The organism is Sedimentibacter sp. MB31-C6, assembly GCF_035934735.1.
Taxonomy (GTDB): Bacteria; Bacillota; Clostridia; order Tissierellales; family Sedimentibacteraceae; genus Sedimentibacter.
Window position 1 is genome coordinate 593,525 of the sequence record NZ_CP142396.1, and the last position, 19,830, is coordinate 613,354.

At 30.4% G+C, this 19,830-nt stretch carries 18 protein-coding genes, 1 pseudogene and 1 riboswitch; of the genes and pseudogenes, 5 read left to right on the forward strand and 14 right to left on the reverse strand.

Going from position 1 to position 19,830, the window contains the following annotated elements; genetic code table 11:
• Positions 1 to 87: 87 nt before the first annotated feature.
• Complete coding sequence (locus U8307_RS02975) at positions 88 to 2,082, reverse strand: fructose-1,6-bisphosphatase (RefSeq protein ID WP_326910097.1); 1,995 nt, start codon at positions 2,080 to 2,082, stop codon at positions 88 to 90.
• Between the two features lie 325 nt (positions 2,083 to 2,407).
• Between U8307_RS02975 and U8307_RS02980 the strand changes: the two genes are divergently transcribed.
• From U8307_RS02980 to U8307_RS02990, 3 genes are read left to right on the forward strand one after another with little or no spacing between them, the layout of a single operon-like run.
• Positions 2,408 to 3,202, forward strand: a complete 795-nt coding sequence (locus tag U8307_RS02980; protein ID WP_326910099.1) for an FAD binding domain-containing protein — start codon at positions 2,408 to 2,410, stop codon at positions 3,200 to 3,202.
• Positions 3,192 to 3,650 (forward strand): (2Fe-2S)-binding protein, encoded by a 459-nt coding sequence (locus U8307_RS02985; RefSeq protein ID WP_326910101.1) that lies wholly within the window; start codon positions 3,192 to 3,194, stop codon positions 3,648 to 3,650. Before U8307_RS02980 ends, U8307_RS02985 begins: the two co-directional genes overlap by 11 nt.
• Position 3,651: 1 nt before the next feature.
• Positions 3,652 to 5,943: a xanthine dehydrogenase family protein molybdopterin-binding subunit gene (locus U8307_RS02990; RefSeq protein WP_326910103.1), complete on the forward strand. Its 2,292-nt coding sequence runs from the start codon at positions 3,652 to 3,654 to the stop codon at positions 5,941 to 5,943.
• A 74-nt stretch (positions 5,944 to 6,017) separates the two neighbouring features.
• Here the strand turns inward: U8307_RS02990 and yqeC are convergent, their stop codons facing one another.
• From yqeC to U8307_RS03025, 7 genes are all read right to left on the reverse strand, one after another.
• Complete coding sequence (gene yqeC, locus U8307_RS02995; RefSeq protein ID WP_326910105.1) at positions 6,018 to 6,761, reverse strand: selenium cofactor biosynthesis protein YqeC; 744 nt, start codon at positions 6,759 to 6,761, stop codon at positions 6,018 to 6,020.
• 94 nt (positions 6,762 to 6,855) lie between these two features.
• Positions 6,856 to 7,812, reverse strand: coding sequence for an ABC transporter permease (locus U8307_RS03000; RefSeq protein WP_326910107.1), 957 nt, complete (start codon positions 7,810 to 7,812; stop codon positions 6,856 to 6,858).
• A complete protein-coding gene (locus U8307_RS03005; protein WP_326910109.1) occupies positions 7,809 to 8,906 on the reverse strand; it encodes an ABC transporter permease in 1,098 nt (365 codons plus the stop codon). Before U8307_RS03005 ends, U8307_RS03000 begins: the two co-directional genes overlap by 4 nt.
• Positions 8,899 to 10,434, reverse strand: a complete 1,536-nt coding sequence (locus U8307_RS03010; RefSeq protein WP_326910111.1) for an ABC transporter ATP-binding protein — start codon at positions 10,432 to 10,434, stop codon at positions 8,899 to 8,901. The genes U8307_RS03005 and U8307_RS03010 overlap by 8 nt, the downstream gene beginning before the upstream one ends.
• 117 nt (positions 10,435 to 10,551) lie before the next feature.
• Complete coding sequence (locus U8307_RS03015) at positions 10,552 to 11,691, reverse strand: BMP family ABC transporter substrate-binding protein (protein ID WP_326910112.1); 1,140 nt, start codon at positions 11,689 to 11,691, stop codon at positions 10,552 to 10,554.
• A gap of 256 nt (positions 11,692 to 11,947) precedes the next feature.
• A riboswitch (purine riboswitch) is annotated at positions 11,948 to 12,049 on the reverse strand.
• A gap of 78 nt (positions 12,050 to 12,127) precedes the next feature.
• Positions 12,128 to 13,027 (reverse strand): PhzF family phenazine biosynthesis protein, encoded by a 900-nt coding sequence (locus tag U8307_RS03020; protein ID WP_326910114.1) that lies wholly within the window; start codon positions 13,025 to 13,027, stop codon positions 12,128 to 12,130.
• A 128-nt stretch (positions 13,028 to 13,155) separates the two neighbouring features.
• The gene (locus tag U8307_RS03025; protein ID WP_326910116.1) at positions 13,156 to 14,649 is read right to left on the reverse strand and encodes a phosphodiester glycosidase family protein; all 1,494 of its coding nucleotides are present in this window, start codon (positions 14,647 to 14,649) and stop codon (positions 13,156 to 13,158) included.
• Between the two features lie 192 nt (positions 14,650 to 14,841).
• Between U8307_RS03025 and U8307_RS03030 the strand changes: the two genes are divergently transcribed.
• A complete protein-coding gene (locus tag U8307_RS03030; protein WP_326910118.1) occupies positions 14,842 to 15,051 on the forward strand; it encodes a hypothetical protein in 210 nt (69 codons plus the stop codon).
• A 57-nt stretch (positions 15,052 to 15,108) separates the two neighbouring features.
• Here U8307_RS03030 and U8307_RS03035 read toward each other — a convergent pair whose 3' ends face one another.
• The 4 genes and pseudogenes from U8307_RS03035 to U8307_RS03050 all read right to left on the reverse strand — a co-directional run bounded on the left by U8307_RS03035 (position 15,109) and on the right by U8307_RS03050 (position 16,261).
• Entirely contained in the window at positions 15,109 to 15,249 is a 141-nt protein-coding gene (locus tag U8307_RS03035) for a hypothetical protein (protein ID WP_326910120.1), read from the reverse strand.
• Positions 15,250 to 15,333: 84 nt separating this feature from the next.
• Entirely contained in the window at positions 15,334 to 15,501 is a 168-nt protein-coding gene (locus U8307_RS03040) for a DpnD/PcfM family protein (protein ID WP_326910122.1), read from the reverse strand.
• 20 nt (positions 15,502 to 15,521) lie between these two features.
• Positions 15,522 to 15,880: pseudogene (locus U8307_RS03045) on the reverse strand (HIT family protein).
• Between the two features lie 21 nt (positions 15,881 to 15,901).
• Positions 15,902 to 16,261, reverse strand: coding sequence for a hypothetical protein (locus U8307_RS03050; protein ID WP_326910125.1), 360 nt, complete (start codon positions 16,259 to 16,261; stop codon positions 15,902 to 15,904).
• A gap of 249 nt (positions 16,262 to 16,510) precedes the next feature.
• Here U8307_RS03050 and dcm point away from each other — a divergent pair, with 249 nt between their 5' ends.
• Complete coding sequence (gene dcm / locus U8307_RS03055) at positions 16,511 to 17,749, forward strand: DNA (cytosine-5-)-methyltransferase (protein WP_442985537.1); 1,239 nt, start codon at positions 16,511 to 16,513, stop codon at positions 17,747 to 17,749.
• Between the two features lie 247 nt (positions 17,750 to 17,996).
• Here the strand turns inward: dcm and U8307_RS03060 are convergent, their stop codons facing one another.
• Entirely contained in the window at positions 17,997 to 19,421 is a 1,425-nt protein-coding gene (locus U8307_RS03060; protein ID WP_326910129.1) for a Sau3AI family type II restriction endonuclease, read from the reverse strand.
• Between the two features lie 34 nt (positions 19,422 to 19,455).
• Positions 19,456 to 19,653 (reverse strand): hypothetical protein, encoded by a 198-nt coding sequence (locus U8307_RS03065; RefSeq protein ID WP_326910131.1) that lies wholly within the window; start codon positions 19,651 to 19,653, stop codon positions 19,456 to 19,458.
• Positions 19,654 to 19,830 lie beyond the last annotated feature (177 nt).

The following is a 19,830-nucleotide window of genomic DNA, read 5'->3' on the forward strand; positions in this document are numbered from 1 at the left end:
TATATTTATAATTGTAGGGTATGCATTTTATGCATACCGCGGGACGCATGCAATGCGTCCCCTACACGTTATCCCATCCATATAGAACTATTGTTCTTTTATAAAACCAGATCTATATGCATCCAAAAGCATTTCTAAATCTTTGATTTGATGTATTAATTTTTCTCCATCATCTGTATCACGAACTCTTTTTCTTTCTACTTCTTTTTCTAACACCATTGTAGTGGAATGAATATCCTTTTCTTCTTCAATAGCAACTTGAGTAGATTCAAATGGGTCATGAGATACTAACAAAAGTCCATAGGAATTATATATAAGTGTGTATCCAGCTATTCCTGTAGTACTTTGATATGCCCTAGAAAATCCTCCATCAATAACTATCAGTTTGCCATTTGCTCTTATAGGACTTTCTCCTTTTTTACTTTTTACAGGAACATGACCATTTATTATATGAGATGTATCAGGATTTAACCCAAATTCCTCAAAAATTATTTTACACATTTTTTCACTGTCTTCTAACTTAAAATAAGGATTTTTCTTTTCAACATGAGTTTCTTTATCATCAATAAAATATCTTTCAAATGTTGTCATTTTATCTTTTCCAAAAAGAGGCGAATCTGGTCCAGTCCATAAATACCATGTTAAATCCATACCATACAATTTTGCTTCTAGATTACTTTTATGGAAATACCCTTCCCTTACTAAGATTTCAAGTCTGTCAAAATATGATTTACCACTATACGATTTCCCTGATGATCCTATCTTAACCTTTTTAAAGCTACCATCTTCATTTACAGGAATACATCCATGATACAATAAATTGGAATTAAATTTTAAATACATACTACCATTTGAAAATAGAAATCTAACATGTTTTTGAAGTTTTTCACTATTTAAAAATGAAGACTTTAATTTATCTATTAATTCCTTTTCTTCGTTATTTAATTCATAAGGATTTTGAGGATTTATAGTTGGAAAATTTTTATCAATCAATTCATAAGTCTTACCATCAAGGTTTATTGTACCATCCTCATAATTAATTTTATTCAATAAAAGTCTGTCATCCATACAAAAATGAGGACGTCTTTTAATTATTTTTCCTTCTAATTTAAATTGTATTATAGAGATAGCTTTGTGCATTTTTGATATCAGTTTAATATCATTTTCACTACAAATTATATCATTTTCCATTTTAGGTTTAAATGCAACGCAATCATCATTACTATAAGTTTCTAAGGCAAAGGTTGCTAAAGGAAGTATATTTATTCCATAACCATCTTCAATTGTATCTAAATTTGCATATCTAGCGCATATTCTAATAACTGTTGCGATACATGCTTCACTGCCTGCAGCAGCACCCATCCATAAAATATCATGATTTCCCCATTGTATATCAACAGAATGATAATTTGTAATTGTTTCCATTACAATATCTGCACCAGGTCCTCTATCAAATATATCGCCTACAATATGAAGCCTATCTATTACTAATCTTTGAATAAGTTTTGACATTGCTATTATAAATTCATCAGCTCTTTCAATTTTAATAATAGTTTTTATTATCTCACTATAATACTCTTCTTTGTCAATTTCTTCAGGACCTCTATGCATTAGTTCTTCAATGATATATGCAAATTCCTTCGGCAAAGCCTTTCGAACCTTCATACGAGTATATTTAAACGCTGCCTTTCTACTAACTTCTATAAGTCGATATATTGTTATTCTAAACCATTCTTCAATATTTTCTTCTTGTTTATGTATAATTTCCAACTTTTGTTCTGGATAATAAATTAGTGTTGCAAGACTTTTAATTTCATTTTCACTTAATGTGTCTCCATATACTTCCTTAATCTTTCGTTTTATGTTACCGGAGCCGTTTTTTAGTACATGTTTAAAAGACTCGCACTCTCCGTGAATATCTGACAAAAAATGTTCAGTTCCTTTAGGAAGATTTAATATTGCCTGTAAATTTATTATTTCTGTAGATGCTGAAGCTATAGTAGGAAATTGCTTAGATAATAGTTTTAAATACCTTAGTTCATCTTCAAATTCTTTAGTTGAATCATCAATAGAATAATTCATTATTACAGCTCCTTATTAATAAATTTATTAATGTAAAATTGAAAGTAATTCGTAAACACATCACACCGTTTCAACTAGACGTATAATATACGCCACTTATGAATTTATTATACTACGACAAATCATAATTTTCAATAAATTATAAAAACACTCCATGTAATTATATAAATATTTAAGAATAAATAAATCGAAATAAATACTTTAAATTAATTTCAAATATTCTTGAAATTTCAGTCAAATTAAGGTAAAATTATTAGTGGATATAATTGATATATAATAATTATTATTATTACATATATAAAAGCTATTCGAAAGGGGTTCACTCATGTTTACAATAGATAAATATATCGTGGTTGATAGTTTAAAACAAGCTTATGAGTTAAACCAAAGCAAGAGAAATACAATAATTGGTGGTATGCTTTGGCTTAAAATGGGAAGAAAAAATATTGGAACAGCAATTGATCTTACTTCCTTAAATTTAAATAAAATTGAAGAAAGTGAAGAAAGTTTTAAAATTGGATGTATGTCAACATTGAGAGATATTGAAGTCCACAATGGATTAAATAGTTATTTCAATGGTTTGTTTTCAAAGTCTGTTGAACATATAGTTGGTGTTCAAATGCGAAATATGGCAACAGTAGGTGGAAGTGTTTATTCTAAATTTGGATTCTCTGATATTTTAACATCTCTTTTGTCATTAAATTGCTATGTAGAATTATATAAAGGCGGTACAATTACCTTAAAAGAATATGTTGAAATGCCTCTAAATAATGATATCTTAGTTAGTATAATAATTATGAAAGATAAAAGAAACGCTAGTTACTCTAGTCATAGAATAAGTTCAACTGATTTGCCAGTTCTTACATGTGCAGTTTCAAATATAGAAAAACAATGGAACATTGTATTAGGTGCTAGACCAATGAAAGCAAAACTTACTCAGTTTACTTTAAATGAAAAACCAAATGAAGAAAATATCAAATCAATGATATCTAATATAATAGACTCTACTTCTTTTGGGACAAACTATCGTGGAAGCGAAAAATACCGTCAAATTTTAGCGGATGTTCTTATTCGAAGAAACATCGAAGAAATATTACATGGAGGAAAATATGCAAGTTAAATTATGGATTAATAACAAAGAATTCAGTGATGATATTTCGCCTGATACAATACTTCTTGATTATTTAAGATCTAAAGGTTTCCTAAGTGTAAAACGCGGGTGTAACACTTCAAACTGTGGTTTATGCACTGTATTGTTGGAAGGCAAACCAATACTTTCATGTTCAACCCTGGCAGTTCGAGTAAGTGGTCTTCATATAACAACTATAGAAGGATTAGAAAAAGAAGCGGAAGAATTCGGAGGGTTTTTAGCAGATGAAGGTGCTGAACAATGTGGCTTTTGTAGCCCTGGATTTATAATGAGTGTTTTAGCTATGAAAAATGAATTGAAAAATCCAACTGAAGATGAAATAAAAAAATACCTTGAAGGTAACTTATGTCGCTGTTCTGGATACATGGGACAATTAAGGTCTATCAAGAAATATTTAGACGTTAAAAGGGAGGCTTAAAATGAATATAGTTAATAAAAAAGTTAGAAAAAAAGATGCTATGTCACTAGTTACTGGAAAGCCAGTATATACAGATGATATAGCTCAAGATAATTGTTTAATCGTTAAAGTGTTAAGAAGCCCCCATGCTCACGCCTTAATTAAAGATATAGATATTGAAGTTGCAAAAAAAGTACCTAGTATAGAATGCATTTTAACGTATAAAGATGTTCCAAATTCAAGATTCACAACAGCAGGTCAAACATATCCTGAGTTTAGCCCTTACGACAGACTTATACTAGACAAATTAATTAGATGCGTTGGAGATCCCGTTGCAATTATTGCAGGTTGGGACGAAAAGTCAGTAAATAAATCTATGAATTTAATTAAAGTTAATTATGAAGTACTTGAACCAATTTTAGACTTTAAAGAGGCTAAAGATAACCAAATTGTTGTTCACCCAGAAGAAGATTTTAAAGCTTTAGTTGATATTGGAGCTGACAACAAAAGAAATATTTGCGCTTCAGAAAGTTTTAAATATGGAAATATTGAAGAAGAATTAAAAAATTGTTCTCATGTAATAGAACAAACATACCATACTAAGGCTAATCACCAGACAGCAATGGAAACTTTCAGAACATATACTAGCATTGATACATACGGAAGACTTAATGTAGTTACTTCAACACAAGTACCATTTCATATAAGACGTATATTAGCAAATGCTCTTCAAATACCAAAGTCTAAAATTCGTGTAATAAAACCTAGAATAGGTGGTGGATTTGGCTCAAAACAATCAGCAGTTAGCGAAATGTTTCCAGCTATAGTAACTTTAAAAACAGGAAAACCTGCTAAAATGATTTATTCTCGTAAAGAAAGCTTAACAAATGGTAGTCCTCGTCATGAAAGTGAAATTACAATACGTTTAGGTGCAGATGAAAATGGAATAATAAAAGCTATAGATATGAACACCCTTTGGAATGCAGGAGCCTATGGTGATCACGGACCAACTACAGTTGGGTTAGCAGGACATAAGGCTATGACTATTTACAATAAAGCTAAAGCTTATAAATTTGATTATGAAGTTATTTATTCAAATACTATGGGAGCAGGTGCTTTCAGAGGTTATGGTGCTACGCAAGGATTTTTCGCTCTTGAATCTGCAGTTAACGAGTTAGCTGCAAAACTTAATATAGATCCTACTATATTAAGAATGAAAAACATGTTAACACAAGACCAAGTTGAAAATGTTATGCCAACATATTATGATGAAAAATTAAAAAGTTGTACCCTAGATAAATGTTTAATTAAAGCAAAAGAAATGATTAATTGGGATGAAAAATACCCATGTAAGGATATAGGAAACAACAAAGTAAGATCCGTAGGAGTTGCAGTTGCAATGCAAGGATCAGGAATATCCTATGTAGATGTAGGAGCCGTTGAAGTAAGATTAAATGATGATGGTTTTTACACTTTGATGATTGGAGCAACTGATATGGGAACAGGTTGCGACACAATACTTGCACAAATGGCAGCTGACTGTCTAGACTGTGAACTGGACGATATAATAGTTCATGGAGTAGACACAGATTTATCCCCTTATGATACAGGATCCTATGCTTCAAGTACAACATATATTACAGGTATGGCAGTAGTAAAAACATGTGAAAAACTTAAAACAAAGATAAAAGCCGAAGGTGCAAGGCTTTTGGGATGTACTGAAAATGATGTGGAATTTAACGGCAAAGAAGTTTTTTCTTTAGAAACTAATAAAAAAATCACATTAAAAGACATTGCAAATATGAGTTTAGTTGGAGAAAACAACTACTTAACAGCAAGCGAATCTCATTATTCGCCTACATCACCTCCCCCTTTTATGTCTGGAATTGTAGAAATTGAAGTTGATAAATTAACAGGAAAAGTTGATATTATAGATTATGTTGCAGTTGTAGACTGCGGAACAGTAATCAACCCAAATCTTGCTAGAGTTCAAACTGAAGGTGGAATCGTTCAAGGTATTGGTATGACATTATATGAAGACATTGTATATGATGAAAATGGACGTATGATAAATGACTCATTCCTGCAATATAAGATACCTACCCGTATAGATGCTGGTAATATAAGAGTTGAATTTGAAAGCAGTTATGAACCGACAGGTCCTTTTGGAGCAAAATCAATAGGTGAAATAGTAATAAATACACCTGCACCAGCAATAGCAAATGCTGTTTACAATGCAACTAAAGTAAACATAAGAACATTACCTATTACAAGTGAAAAAATAATTATGGGAATGATTAACACCGTTGGATAAAGACGACGCCGTGGTACAATAACACCGTAGGGGGCGCATTGCATGCGTCCCGCGGTATGCATAAAATGCATACCCTACAATTCATAAAAAATAGCATTTTTTAATGAACTAATGCAAATTTTAAAATCAAAAGGATTCCCCTTAATATAATCATTTAAATAATTTGCCAAATAATGTGCATTTTTTAAATCTTCATCACTATCTGCCTTATTTATTAAAAGGTATCGCTTCCCCATTGAATTCTTAAAAATTCCAACTTTACTAGAACATATCCTTCCAATTATTTCTTTGTTAACAATATCCTCATTATTTACAAAATTCTGAAACTCTTCATATCCATAAATATTTTCTTTGCTGATTTTTTTACCTAAAACATCTATAGGTATTATTCCTATCGTTTTATTAGTTTTAGAAAGAATTGGAGGTTCATGATTTTTCCAACCTTTTAAAGGTAAATTTCTTGACCCGTCAGCTTCTATAACCGTTACATCAAAATCATTTATAATAGATTTTAAAATATTATCATCAATTCCAAGTAGTTTATTATTCTCATAATTATAGTCTTTAGAAACAACTGTAATGCCACTTTTATATTCCACTTTATTATTTTTATAATCATCAAATGAAGTATAAATATAATCGTACTTGTCAACTGATGGCCTAAATATTTTTGTACTAGTAGTTATTAACACTCTATATTTATTTTTTAGGCTATTAGCAAGTTGAAACATTAAAGTTGTCTTTCCTCCACTACCGACAATCGATATAACATCGCCTTTTTCTATTGCAAATATTTTTTCTATATTTTTAATTTTCATTTTCTAATTATTCTCCTTAATATAAATAGGACTCAGTTGTAACCAATAAATCACAGGTTTTAACTAAGTCCTATTATATCATAATCATATTCTATTATCTATCTTCTCTAAAATAATTCACTCCACAGCTCGCTGGCTGTGAATTCTCTTTTGATTTTCGAATAGAAGTTATTACTAACACAAGTGCGGTTATAATAAATGGTAGCATATCGTAAAAAGCATTAGGTAAAGTAAATAAAGTTTTTGGAATATAATATTTTAGTATATTAAATGCTCCAAATATATAAGAACCAAAAATTGCTTTCATTGGACTCCATGATGCAAAAATAACAAGAGCTACTGAAATCCATCCCATTCCATTAACACTGTTGCTCATCCAAACACCACCATTAATTATCATAGAACAGTAGGCTCCACCAATACCACAAATTCCTCCACCTATTAATACATTTATATATTTTAATTTGTTAACTTTAATTCCTGCTGCATCAGCAGCTCCTGGATTTTCACCAATAGCCCTTACATTCAATCCTGTTTTTGTATGATTTAAATAAAAGCTACATAAAATTGCAATTATGATTCCTAAATATACAAAAGGATTATATTGAAACAATAAAGGTCCAATAATAGGTATACTGCTTAAGCCAGGAATATTTATATTACTTATTTGAGTTGTAATCAGTTCCGGTAATTTCAAAGAATTTGTTTCTAAATTTGTTAACATAAATTCCCCAATAAAATTCGAAATACCTGTCCCAAATATTGTAAGAGTAAGTCCAGTTACATTTTGATCTGCCTTATAAGTAATTGTTAAAACCGCATAAATCAATGCTCCGAATAAACCAGCTACAAAAGAAGCTAATAATGCAATTATCAAATTATTACTTAAAAATCCACCCATAAATCCTGCACATGCGCCCATTGCCATCATACCTTCTACACCTAGATTTAAATGGCCTGCTTTTTCATTCATTATCTCCCCAAGTGTACCAAACAAAAGAGGTGTTCCTGCAAATATTGCTGCAACTAAGAAGTTCAAAAATATGTTCATGCTTGAGTACCTCCTTTATGACGAAATACAAATTTATAGCGAATAAAAAATTCACATCCTAATATAAAAAATAAAATAATTCCTTGAAGAACGCTAGCTGAGTAAGTAGATAATCCATAAGTTGACTGCATAACACTACTTCCCTTTTCTAATACACTAAATAAAAATGATACTAACAAAATACCGAATGGATTTAGATTTGACAGCCATGCAATGGCAATAGCAGTAAACCCAACGCCTCCAGCAACAGATGATGCTAAAGTCATATCTGAACCTGCTGACTGAATAACTCCTGTAACGCCGCAAATTCCTCCACTTATAATCATTGTACGAAGAATTACTTTTCTTACATTCATACCAGCATATCTAGCTGTAGCCTTACTCTCACCAACAACACTTATTTCATATCCTTGTTTTGTATATTTGATATATATAAATACTATGGCCACTAATATTAAGCCAATTATCCATCCAAATTGCACACCAAACACTTTGTCTAATTGAGCATTTATATCGAACCTTGCAATTTTAGGGAAACCAGAAGAACCAGGATCTTGCCACGGTCCATCACGTAAAAAGGATATAACATGAAGTGCTATATAATTTAACATTAATGTAAATAACGTTTCATTTGTATTATACTTTGATTTAAAGTATGCTGGAATTAGCCCCCACAAACTTCCTCCAACAAATCCTGCTATAAACATTGCTAGTAATAATAAAACATGAGGCCAATCGCTATGAAATAATGCGAAATAGGAAGAAAAAATTGCTCCCATTATTATTTGACCTTCTGCTCCTATATTCCAAAACTTCATTTTAAATGCTAATGTAACTCCAAGAGAGGACATAAGTAATGGAATCATAATTTTTATAGTTGCTTGAATTGCCATTTTGCTACGAAAGGCTCCCGAAATTATGGTAGCATATACGTGAAAAGGGTCATAGCCTATCAATAAAATAAATAATCCCCCTGCAATTAAAGAAAGGCCAAAAGCAATAATTCTTAATTTTAATATATCCATTTTTGAGCGTTCAGAATTTTTTACAGTTCTAATAAATGGTTCCTTAGCCTTTTTATTTATATTATTCATCTATATCAACTCCCTCCAAACTACGTCCAGCCATCATAAGTCCTATTTCTTCCTTTGTTGTATTTCGGGCATCAACTATTCCCTTTACTTCTCCATGGCATAACACCATAATTCGATCTGAGAGTTCTAATAATACGTCTAAATCTTCTCCAATAAATAGTATTGCTACACCTTTTTCTTTTTGTTCATTTAGTAAATCATAAATCATATATGAAGAATTAATATCAAGACCTCTAACAGGATAAGCAGTTATTAATACATTAGGATTCGATTCAATTTCCCTACCAAGCAAAACCTTTTGTACATTACCTCCTGACATCATACGTACTGGCGTGTCAACATTAGGTGTCACAATATCTAATTTCTCTACAAGATTTTCTGATAACTTTTTGGCAGGTTTTTTTACTGTAAAAAAACCTTTATTTTTTTTATAGGATTTTAACATCATATTTTCTACCATACCCATTGAACTAACTAGTCCCATTCCAAGACGATCCTCAGGTACAAAACTCATACTAATTCCTAAATTTATTATTTCATCAGGTGTTTTTCCAATTATATTTTCTTTGTTGCATAATATAGCACCATTTTTGATTTTTAGAAGTCCAGCAATTGACTCACACAATTCCTTCTGTCCGCTTCCTGCTATTCCTGCTACACCTAATATTTCTCCCCTTTTAAGCTTAAAGTTAACATTCTTCAAACTTTCTGTACCATCTTCGTTAACAACTGAAAGATCTATAACTTTTAATATTGTGTGTTTTTCCTTTACTTCAGGACGATTAATTTTTAAACTTACCGGTCTACCTACCATCAATTCAGTTAATTGATTCTCATTTGTTTTAGATGTTTCTACAGTATCTATTAATTTACCTTTACGAAGTATAGCAACACGATCACTAATATTTAAAACCTCATGAAGCTTATGTGTAATAATTATGATAGCACTTCCTTGTTCCTTCATTTTACGTAATATTTCAAATAATTTTTCAGTTTCTTGAGGTGTTAATACTGCTGTTGGCTCATCTAAAATTAATATATTAGCTCCACGATACATTACCTTCATAATTTCTACTGTTTGTTTTTCACTAACAGACATATTATATATTTTTTTCTCTGGTTCAACTTCTAATCCAAATTTATTACTTATATTTAATATTTTTTCTTTCAATATTTTAGGCTTCATATACTTTTCTTTTGTACCTAAAACAATATTGTCCATTGCATTGAAAATTTCAACAAGTTTAAAATGTTGATGTATCATTCCTATCCCAAATTCAATAGCCTCATTAGGTGAACTTATAGTTACATCTTTCCCACCAATGGATATAGTCCCAGCGTCTGGATAATAAATACCCGCCAACATATTCATTAATGTTGTCTTGCCTGAACCATTTTCTCCAAGTAAAGCAAGGATTTCGCCATGCTTTATATTAAGATTTATATTGTCATTAGCAACTACACTTCCAAACATTTTAGAAATATTTTTAAGTTCAATTGCATATCTAGTTTCACTTGAATTTGACATACTAACTCCTATCTAAATAATTGTACAAACTCACAATCATACTCAATTAATAATAATAGGTTAGCTTCACTTTTTTCTTAAATAAAGCAAAGCTAACCAATATTTTTTTATACTATATTATTTAACTGTTACTGTTTTAAAATACCAGTTAATTCCTCCAGTTATTGTAGCATCATCTAAAGTTTTACCTTCTTCACCAACTGTATTCCCATCATTTGTTTCAATTACTCCATCAAATACATTGAAACTTCCATCAAGAATAGATTGACGTACTTCTTCAACTGCTTCTTGAGTACCTTCTGCAATAATAGCTTCATTTAAAGGTGAGATATCAACTAATCCTTCTTCCATACCACCATAGTAGTTTTCACCTGTCCATGTTCCATTAATAACATTTTCTACCGCCCAAGTATAATACGCTGACCAATCCCATACTGCAGATGTTAAAGTTGCCTTAGGTGCATCCTTTGACATATCAGAATTATAACCAATACCAAACACACCTGCTTTTTCTGCTTCCAACTGTGGATTAGGAGTGTCACAATGTTGAGCAATTACGTCACATCCTTCAGCTAATAAAGCTTTAGCTGCATTTGTTTCCTCTGCTGGTGAATACCAACTATTTGTAACTTTTACATATACCTTTGCATCTGGATTAACAGAATTTACTCCCATTGCAAATGCATTAATACCTCCAGTTACCTCAGAATTTTCCTGACCCATAGCTGCAACATATCCAATCAAGTTAGATTCTGTTTTTAAACCAGCTACAATACCAGATAAATATCTTGCTTGATAAATTCTACCAAAATAATTGTTAAAATTTGTTTCATTACTCTTATATCCTGTACCATGTGAAAAGATAACTTCTGGATATTCTTCTGCTAATGCTGCCATTGTATCCATGTAACCCCAGCTTGTACCAAAAATAACATTAGCTCCTTCTTCAATACATTCTAGTATAGCAGTTTCTGTAGCTGTAGGATCAGTATCATCTACATTATTTTTACGAATAATTTGATTGTCTTCAAGACCAAGTGTTTCTTGCATTCCAACAATTCCTTGATCATGTGCATATGTATAACCAGATCCATCTGCAGGATTTCCTATATGAATTACACCTACCTTAATATCTGATGACTCCTGTGGAGCAGATTCCCCTGTTGAAGTATCATCTGTTGCATTTTGTTCAGATCCACATGCAGTTAGTGAAAATACTAATACAAGTGCTAAAAAAAGCATAATAATTTTTTTCATGTTTGTCTCCTTATTTTTTATAAGTATGTTTTATATATGATAAAAAGTTAAAATATATTATATTCAGATGTCATAAAACTGAACATGCTTTTATATTTTTCCTTTTCATACCAAGTAAAAAAGTTATAAAATAAGCACATTATATAAAAACATAATGTGCATCAATTATTAATAGTTTCACCCTATCAAAATAAAGATTAGTATTTATTGAAATAAAAATGCGACTAGTAAAAACTACTCGCATCAATTTAACAATAAAATAATAAAATATATCAATAGTCAAACAATTTACGGTTGTTTGGTAGAAACTCAGGACCCATATTATCCACATTATATTGATGCAAAAATATTCGATTTATATCGTATTATATCTTAAAAAAAAATATTAATCAATAGGTTTTTCTAATTTATTTAAAACATTTTTATTGCTTATTCTTTATATTCTTATTTCACCTTGCGCTAGAATAGTGGCCATTCCTCCAACTTGAATCTTTACGCTGTTGCCAGTTTCATATAATTTACTCATAATTTTTGACGGACGATTCATAGCTTCTCCTTGAATAAATAAGTTATCTGTCCCTTCATGTAAAAGTCCATTCTTATATAAATAATATGTTAACGCTCCATTTGAAGTACCCGTAGCTGCTTCTTCATCTATATCGTATAAAGGTGCAAAATTTCTACAATGAACTGCTTTATCATCTGTATTAATTGTAAAAGCATGAACACCTACAACTTTATAATTTTCAGACAATTTTGAAAGCTTTTCAAAATCTGGTTTAATTGCAGCTAACTCATCTTCATTCCTTACTGGCATCATTATGTCCGGAAGTCCAGTTGAAATCATTTCAGGTATTAAAACTTCACCTTTTTTTTCTCCAGTTAGTATTTCACCTTGTCCCTCAAAAGATAATCCCATTATACAATATAGCTCTTTTAAATCTTTTGTATCATCAATTTTATTAATAGCTTCAGGTAACCCCATATCCATGAGAATAGAATTTTTTGATACATTAATATTCAATTTGCCCGCCTTATTATTATTAATATATGTGGAACCACTTTCTACAAGTTTTAAATCAGCTAAAGCATAAAAAGATCCAATAGTAGCGTGACCACAAAGGTCTACCTCTGAAGCTGGTGTAAAATATCTAATATTAAATTCTTTATCTCCAGTTTGTTTAATAAATGCAGTCTCAGAATAACGAAGTTCTGCTGCAACTTTACGCATAATTTCCGGCTCTGGAAAATCTGCGTTATTATCTAATATTACAACTCCAGCTGGATTTCCACCAAATAATGTATCTGTAAAAGCATCCACTATGTAAAATTTCATTTTCTCCTCCATCAAAACAGTTATTTCTTTTAATAAACATTATATAGTAAATTATAAAAGTATTCAATGATTTAGCTAAATTCATCTTTGTTAAAAAATTAAATCATTCACTTAAAGGACAATTACTCTTACTTTACATATTCTGACGTTGTATCTAATTTAATAGTATTAGAATTATCATCCCAACCTATAAAAAAGTTCAGCGCCTTACCTAAATCTCTTAACTTAAAATAATTACTATTATTGATATTATAAGCAGTAAGCTCTAACTCTACACTATCTAAATACACCTTTGAATCAGTTTCTAAAGCATCTACATTATTACTATTTTCCATAGTAACAAGTTCTCCTCCTATTGGAGTATATTTCACATTTGATGCAAGAGAAATGGCGTTATTACTATCGTCCCAACCAACTTGAAAATTCTTTTCTGTGTCATTTAATGCCATAGCCAAATCTCTTAACTTAAAATAGTTGTTTCCACCTATATTATAAGCCTCCATAGCTACTTGATTACCATTTATTAAAATAGTGGCAAAATTAGGTGTTGCATTTATCTTTTCTTCAACACTTCCACTAGAAGTAGATTCTATGAAACCTAAACCGTTATTAATGTCCCTACCTTCAGTTGCTATTTTCATCGGGCTATAATAAAGAGCTGATGACCATCCTCCATCTAGACACATTGCATTAACAAGATCAAGGGACTCACAAATAGCTGCTGCTTCCTTTAATGTTGCCGCACCAATGTTTCCCATTAAAATTTTACCTTCCGAAGTCGCTCCAATAAATGATCTGCCTGCGCTGGCTGTGTTTATCTTATCTTCAAAAAAACCTTCATTTTCTCCATTTGCTGTAACTTGCCCATTTATAACTAAACTCGGACCTGCACCTAATCCGCAAATTACATTATCCCAATCTTCTGAATTTGTATGTTTAGTTACAATTTCAGATGTGAATTCAGCTTCCATACCAATTTGATATCTATCATACATAAATTCAACAGCACCTGGATTAAATAAAATAGCATAGCCATTAGAAGGAACTTCAAAATTATTTACTGCAAAACCAGTTATTACACCATTATCAACGAGAACTGCCTTGCCACCTGTTTCAACTGATACTGTTCCATACTCTGGTGTAAATACTGTAATAGCTTCATTTTCTGTACTTGGATGATTAATTCTCCATATATAATTAGCTAATTTTCCATCTGCATAACTTACAAATTTAAAGCTTAGATTATCAACTAAAAACTTATTATCTGAAGTAATACCAAATTGAGCACCACCTCCTGCATGAAGTAACTTGCCATCTTTTATAATCATTCCCCAAGGTACAGGAACTCCTTCATAAGCCTCAAAATATGTTCCATTAACTGCTGCTAACACCCCTACTGATTGAGCCATATCCGATAAAGACTGAGTACTGTTAATTTGGTTATTAGCTTGTAAAATTACCGGTTTCAAATTTTCATCATTTATGTTTACTGTTACATAGTTCACTGCAGTACCATTAATACCATTAGAAGTATATGCTGTCGAAGCTCCATATGCAAATGTTACTGTTGAAGTTATTATTATTGCAATAATAATTAAACTTGTTACTTTAGTTTTTCTCATATTTTTCTCCCCTTGATGTTAGAATTTAAGTATTAAGAAAATAATATTCTAAAAAGAATATTATTTTCTTAAATATATATCGACTAATATGAGAATTTTTTTACCGCTATATTTATCTTAAATGTAATACTCTTGGAATAAACAAAAAATTTGAGGGAAATATATAAATACTACAACACAAGGAGGTTTTTAATGAGCAAGGGAAATGGCAGAAAAAATAAAAACAACATGGGTAACGGTATGGACAAATTCCGTGGCTCATGCAACGGCATATCATCAGAAACTCAATCTCCAGATCCATTAGATTTTGATACCCTCAAACAAACTGCTGAGTCCGATATTATTTCAGGAAATATCAATCGAAGTAATAAAGGCAAAGGATATAAAAGCAAGTTGAAATAATCAATTCATCATATGCTTGCTACATGGATTCTAAGCCAAAAGCAAAAAATACCTACTTTAATCATTTAAGTAGGTATTTTCAATGCTTGGTCTTGACATCATAACAATTCCGTCAATCAGTTCACAAATTGCACCATCTTGAGTCTTTGTTTTTTCAAATTCTTCAATAGTAACTGGTTTTTTCGCAAATTCCTGCACGTCATCACCCTCCTATAAATATTATAACTAATTATAATATATTACAATATTTTATGCAAATTCTTTCTTTACCCTTATATTTTATTAATCTGATAAATTTATTTCAAAGTCAATAAAACAATCCGAATCCAAAACAATTTTTTCTTCTTTGTACATATTACTGATTATTTCATATGCTTCCTTTTCATCAGTAGCTTCAATGTCAACTGTTTTTTGAAGTGTTTCTATTATTTCAAATTTATAAGTATTCAAATCAAACCTTCTTTCTAAATTTAAATTATTAGAATAACTCCCCTTACACCGCCCCTTGGATTTTCAATATCACCTGTGTATCTTGGAATCAAATGTATATGTGAATGCATAACCGTTTGACCAGCAACTTCACCACAGTTGATTCCTATGTTATATCCATCCGGATTAAATTCTTTATCCACTATTTTTTTACATTCATCAACTAATTGCCATAATCCGACCTTATCTTGTTCATTAATCTCAAAATAATCCTTAATATTCTTCTTAGGAATAATCAGCATGTGCCCTTTGTAACTGGGAATCCATCATATATGGCATATGCTGTTTCATTTTCTGTTATGATTCTATCTTTTTCCATATTACAAAATATACAGTCCATAAGTCACCTGCTTTCACAAACTTATTCTTCTTCATACTTATTAATTATTTCTTCAGCTTCTTTAATTATTACATCTGGTTTTTCATAATATTCTTCAACTAATTCTCTACATAATTTACTTGAATTAGTAAAACCTATGCCTTTATAATCCTTGTCAAGATTCTTTAAAGTTCCGAATTGCATTTCTATTCCTGGTGTATTTCTAAATGTATCATCTATTTTATATCCTAGTTTCTTAGCTCGAATTCTGTAAAACTTGCTTAAATCCTCGCAAACTTGATTCTGATTACTTCCATTATTCTTAGTCATAAAATACTTATATACTAAAACAACACATTCTTCTCGCTGAAATTTTGGTTGTCTTCTTTTAGCAGAATTCATGATTTTATCTCCTCATTAGATTTTATGGAATTCTAAACAAATATCATGCAATGAAATTATATCACATCGTAAGCATAATTTCTATGATATCATTTTCCTCGTAAGCAATTATCTATATATTTGAAATTTATAAGAAAGAAATTTTTTAGAAAAATAAAAAAACTCTTTACAAACTCGCAACTTTAATGTATTATAAGATTAACGAGAACGATCGTTCGAATAAATGTTTGGAAAGTAGGAACCCTTATGATAGATAAAACGTTATGTGAATTATTCGCAGGTGTAGGTGGTTTTCGATTAGGACTAGAAAAGGCATCTAAAGACTGGAAAACAGTTTGGGCAAATCAATGGGAGCCTAAAAAAAAGCAACAACATGCTTTTGATTGCTATTGTGAGCATTTTGGTAAGAAAGAAATATATATAAATGAGGATATTGCCTCAATTGACAAATCTAAAATTCCTGATCATAATTTGCTTGTCGGTGGTTTCCCTTGTCAAGATTATTCTGTTGCAAGAACAGGTGCAAAAGGAATTAACGGAGTAAAGGGAGTACTTTGGTGGGAAATACGAAATATTCTAGAAATTAAAAAGCCTAAATTCGTTTTATTAGAAAATGTCGATAGATTACTAAAATCTCCAGCTAAACAACGTGGGCGTGATTTCGGTGTGATGCTAGCCTGTTTTAATGAATTAGGATATAATGTCGAATGGCGTGTTATTAATGCTGCAGAATATGGTTTTGCGCAAAGAAGACGTCGAATATTTATTTTTGCTTACACTAGAGAAACAAAATTTGCTTCAATGCAAAGTTCAGCAAACGCTCAATGTATAATAAATACAGCAGGGTTTTTTGCAAGAACTTTTAAAATAAATCCTATAAATAATATCCAAAATACAAATCTGATTTATAAGGACTTAGCAGATGTTTCTGAAAATTTTAAGTATGAGTTTGGTAATTCTGGCTATATGAATAATGGGCAAATTTATACTAGTAATGTAACACCTGTATCTATAAAGCCTATACCTCTGAGTCAAATTCTAGAAAAAAATGCAGATAATAAGTATAATATAAACGAAAGTAATTTGGAAAAGTGGAATTATTTAAAAGGTAGCAAAAAAATCGAAAGAACTAGTAAAGCCGGACATAAATATATATTTTCAGAAGGTCCTATAGCTTTTCCAGACCCAATAGATAAGCCTGCTCGTACAATGTTAACTAGTGAATCCAGCTTAAATAGAAGCACTCATGTAATTAAAGATCCTACAACCAGCAAATTAAGACTTTTAACACCTGTTGAAGCTGAACGACTTCAAGGATTTGATGAAAATTGGACAAATACTGGAATGCCAGAAAAATTCCGTTATTTCTGTATGGGAAATGCTTTAGTGGTAGGTGTAGTTGAGAAAATGGGCCAAACACTTAATAAAATATTCTCAATCGAAGAATCAGACTATGTAATTGAAAATGAGGAAAGGAAAGCTATTTAGCTATCCTTTCTATTATATTAAGTTAAAATCTAATTTTTCATTTTCATAAGTATATTTAACTAACTTAACGTAATTCCAAGTACATGATTTTGGGTCTATATCCTTTGGTAAAATTTCTTACACAATGGATATTCCCATAATAACAACCCTTTCAAGAAAATCAGCAGCAATTATATATACCTCAACCATAAAATAATCTCCATTGTTTCTTTATAACCAGACACTTATACACCTTCCGACTATTAATTTATAAAAACTTTTTATTTAATTGACTAAGTATATAATTACTATTTAACCAGAAACATTGTTTAGGATATTGTCTACCGTCGGGTAACTCATATGTATCGTTAGCATTTTGTGCGTGTGGTCTTACGTGACATACGGGATTTTCAGATGCCTTTGGAAAATTATTATAATTCCTACCATTTCTATTTATAATTTGCAATCCGTCTACTATCACTTGTTTAGTTTTTTTCCATACAGAATATACTTCTTCATTTAAATCTCTATATGGAACATTCCAAAACTGACATCCTCTTAATCTAAGCACTTGATTTTCATCAAACTTATATACTACAAATAAAAATCTTGTTTCACGCAAATAATTACCAAAACTAGAATCCTCCCAATCCTCTTTTACCAGTTCTTTAAATTTAAACGTTGGAAATGACATACTTTCTTTAATTTTATTATTAGAATTCAATCTTATAGTTTTTATAACAATATTTGCCTTTACAAATTCTTCTGCTTGATTTCCCTTAATTCCTAAAATTCTATATATTAACATAGCTTCTAAGTTTTTCGGTTTTCTTTTGTATTTAACCTCAAATACCTTACATAATTCATCCACACTAAAATTACTAAAACTCTCAATTTTATTAACTACATAGTCTTCAAAATTAACATCCACAACATCTTTCATTATTGTTTCATATGTTGTTACATTTGGAACTATATAGTTATTTAAAACGTATGTCATGTATGAATTCTTATATGCAAAAGCTCTAGGTTTTGCTAATTCATCACTAAATGGTTGTCGTCTTCTATCTTTAGATGTTGCAGCCTTAGGAGCTGCACCTAAATAAAGCGTATCACTCTCAGATAATTCATGAGCTTTTCCAGCTTTTATTTTATTAATAATTTTTTCATAGTCTTGCTTAATAATCCTAATGTCTTTATTAGGTGGAGAAAATAATTTTACATAATTGATTCTATAATTTAATCGATTACTTATTTCCTTCTCATACAAGTAGTATACAAGTAAAATCAAATTACCCTTAGACCATAAATGACTTTCTTCAAATTTTTCATTTATAACAGAAAAATAATCAATCATTGTAATTATTAGTCGTTCTTTAGCAGACAAACTTTTGTTTTTATTTATTTTATAAGGTGTAACTTTTAATTCTACTCCAGCTTTATCAAAATCAGGCTTAGAATCATTATTACACGCATAGTGGAAGTGACACTCTTCTATGAGTTGACCTAATCCACCCTTACGCTTTTTGTTTTCATAATTATATGCAAGTTCAGTTTCCTTAAAAATTTGTGTATCTACTTCAACATAATCTTTTACAACGTCATAAAACGTTTTTCCTATTAATTTTTTAGCATGATTTTCTATACTTATAGGATTCGATTCATCATAATCATTATCATGTTTATATACCAAAATTCAACCTCCCATCTATTGTTTTTATGTCAATTTAAATAGTCTCACTCAAACTTACTACACTATATTCGTCTTCAAAATACTTATCTATTAGACATTTCACTTCTTCTTTTGCTAAACAATCCAATATTGTAACTGCACCCGTACTATCAGGAAAATCTTCGTTTTCCAATATAAACTGACAAAATTTCATTATTACTGGTATTCTGCCTAATGCGTTTTTTGCTTCCACAACCATAAATATCATGTCATCAAAGTATGTTAATTACTGATTTTTATCTTAATCCATCAATTTATAGTACACTTTCCATGTAAAAAACGCACGTTATTCACAATTTCTTGATAATTAATTTTGACTTCCATTATTTTTCTTATATATAATTAAAAGCTTGTACATTGTATAAACATA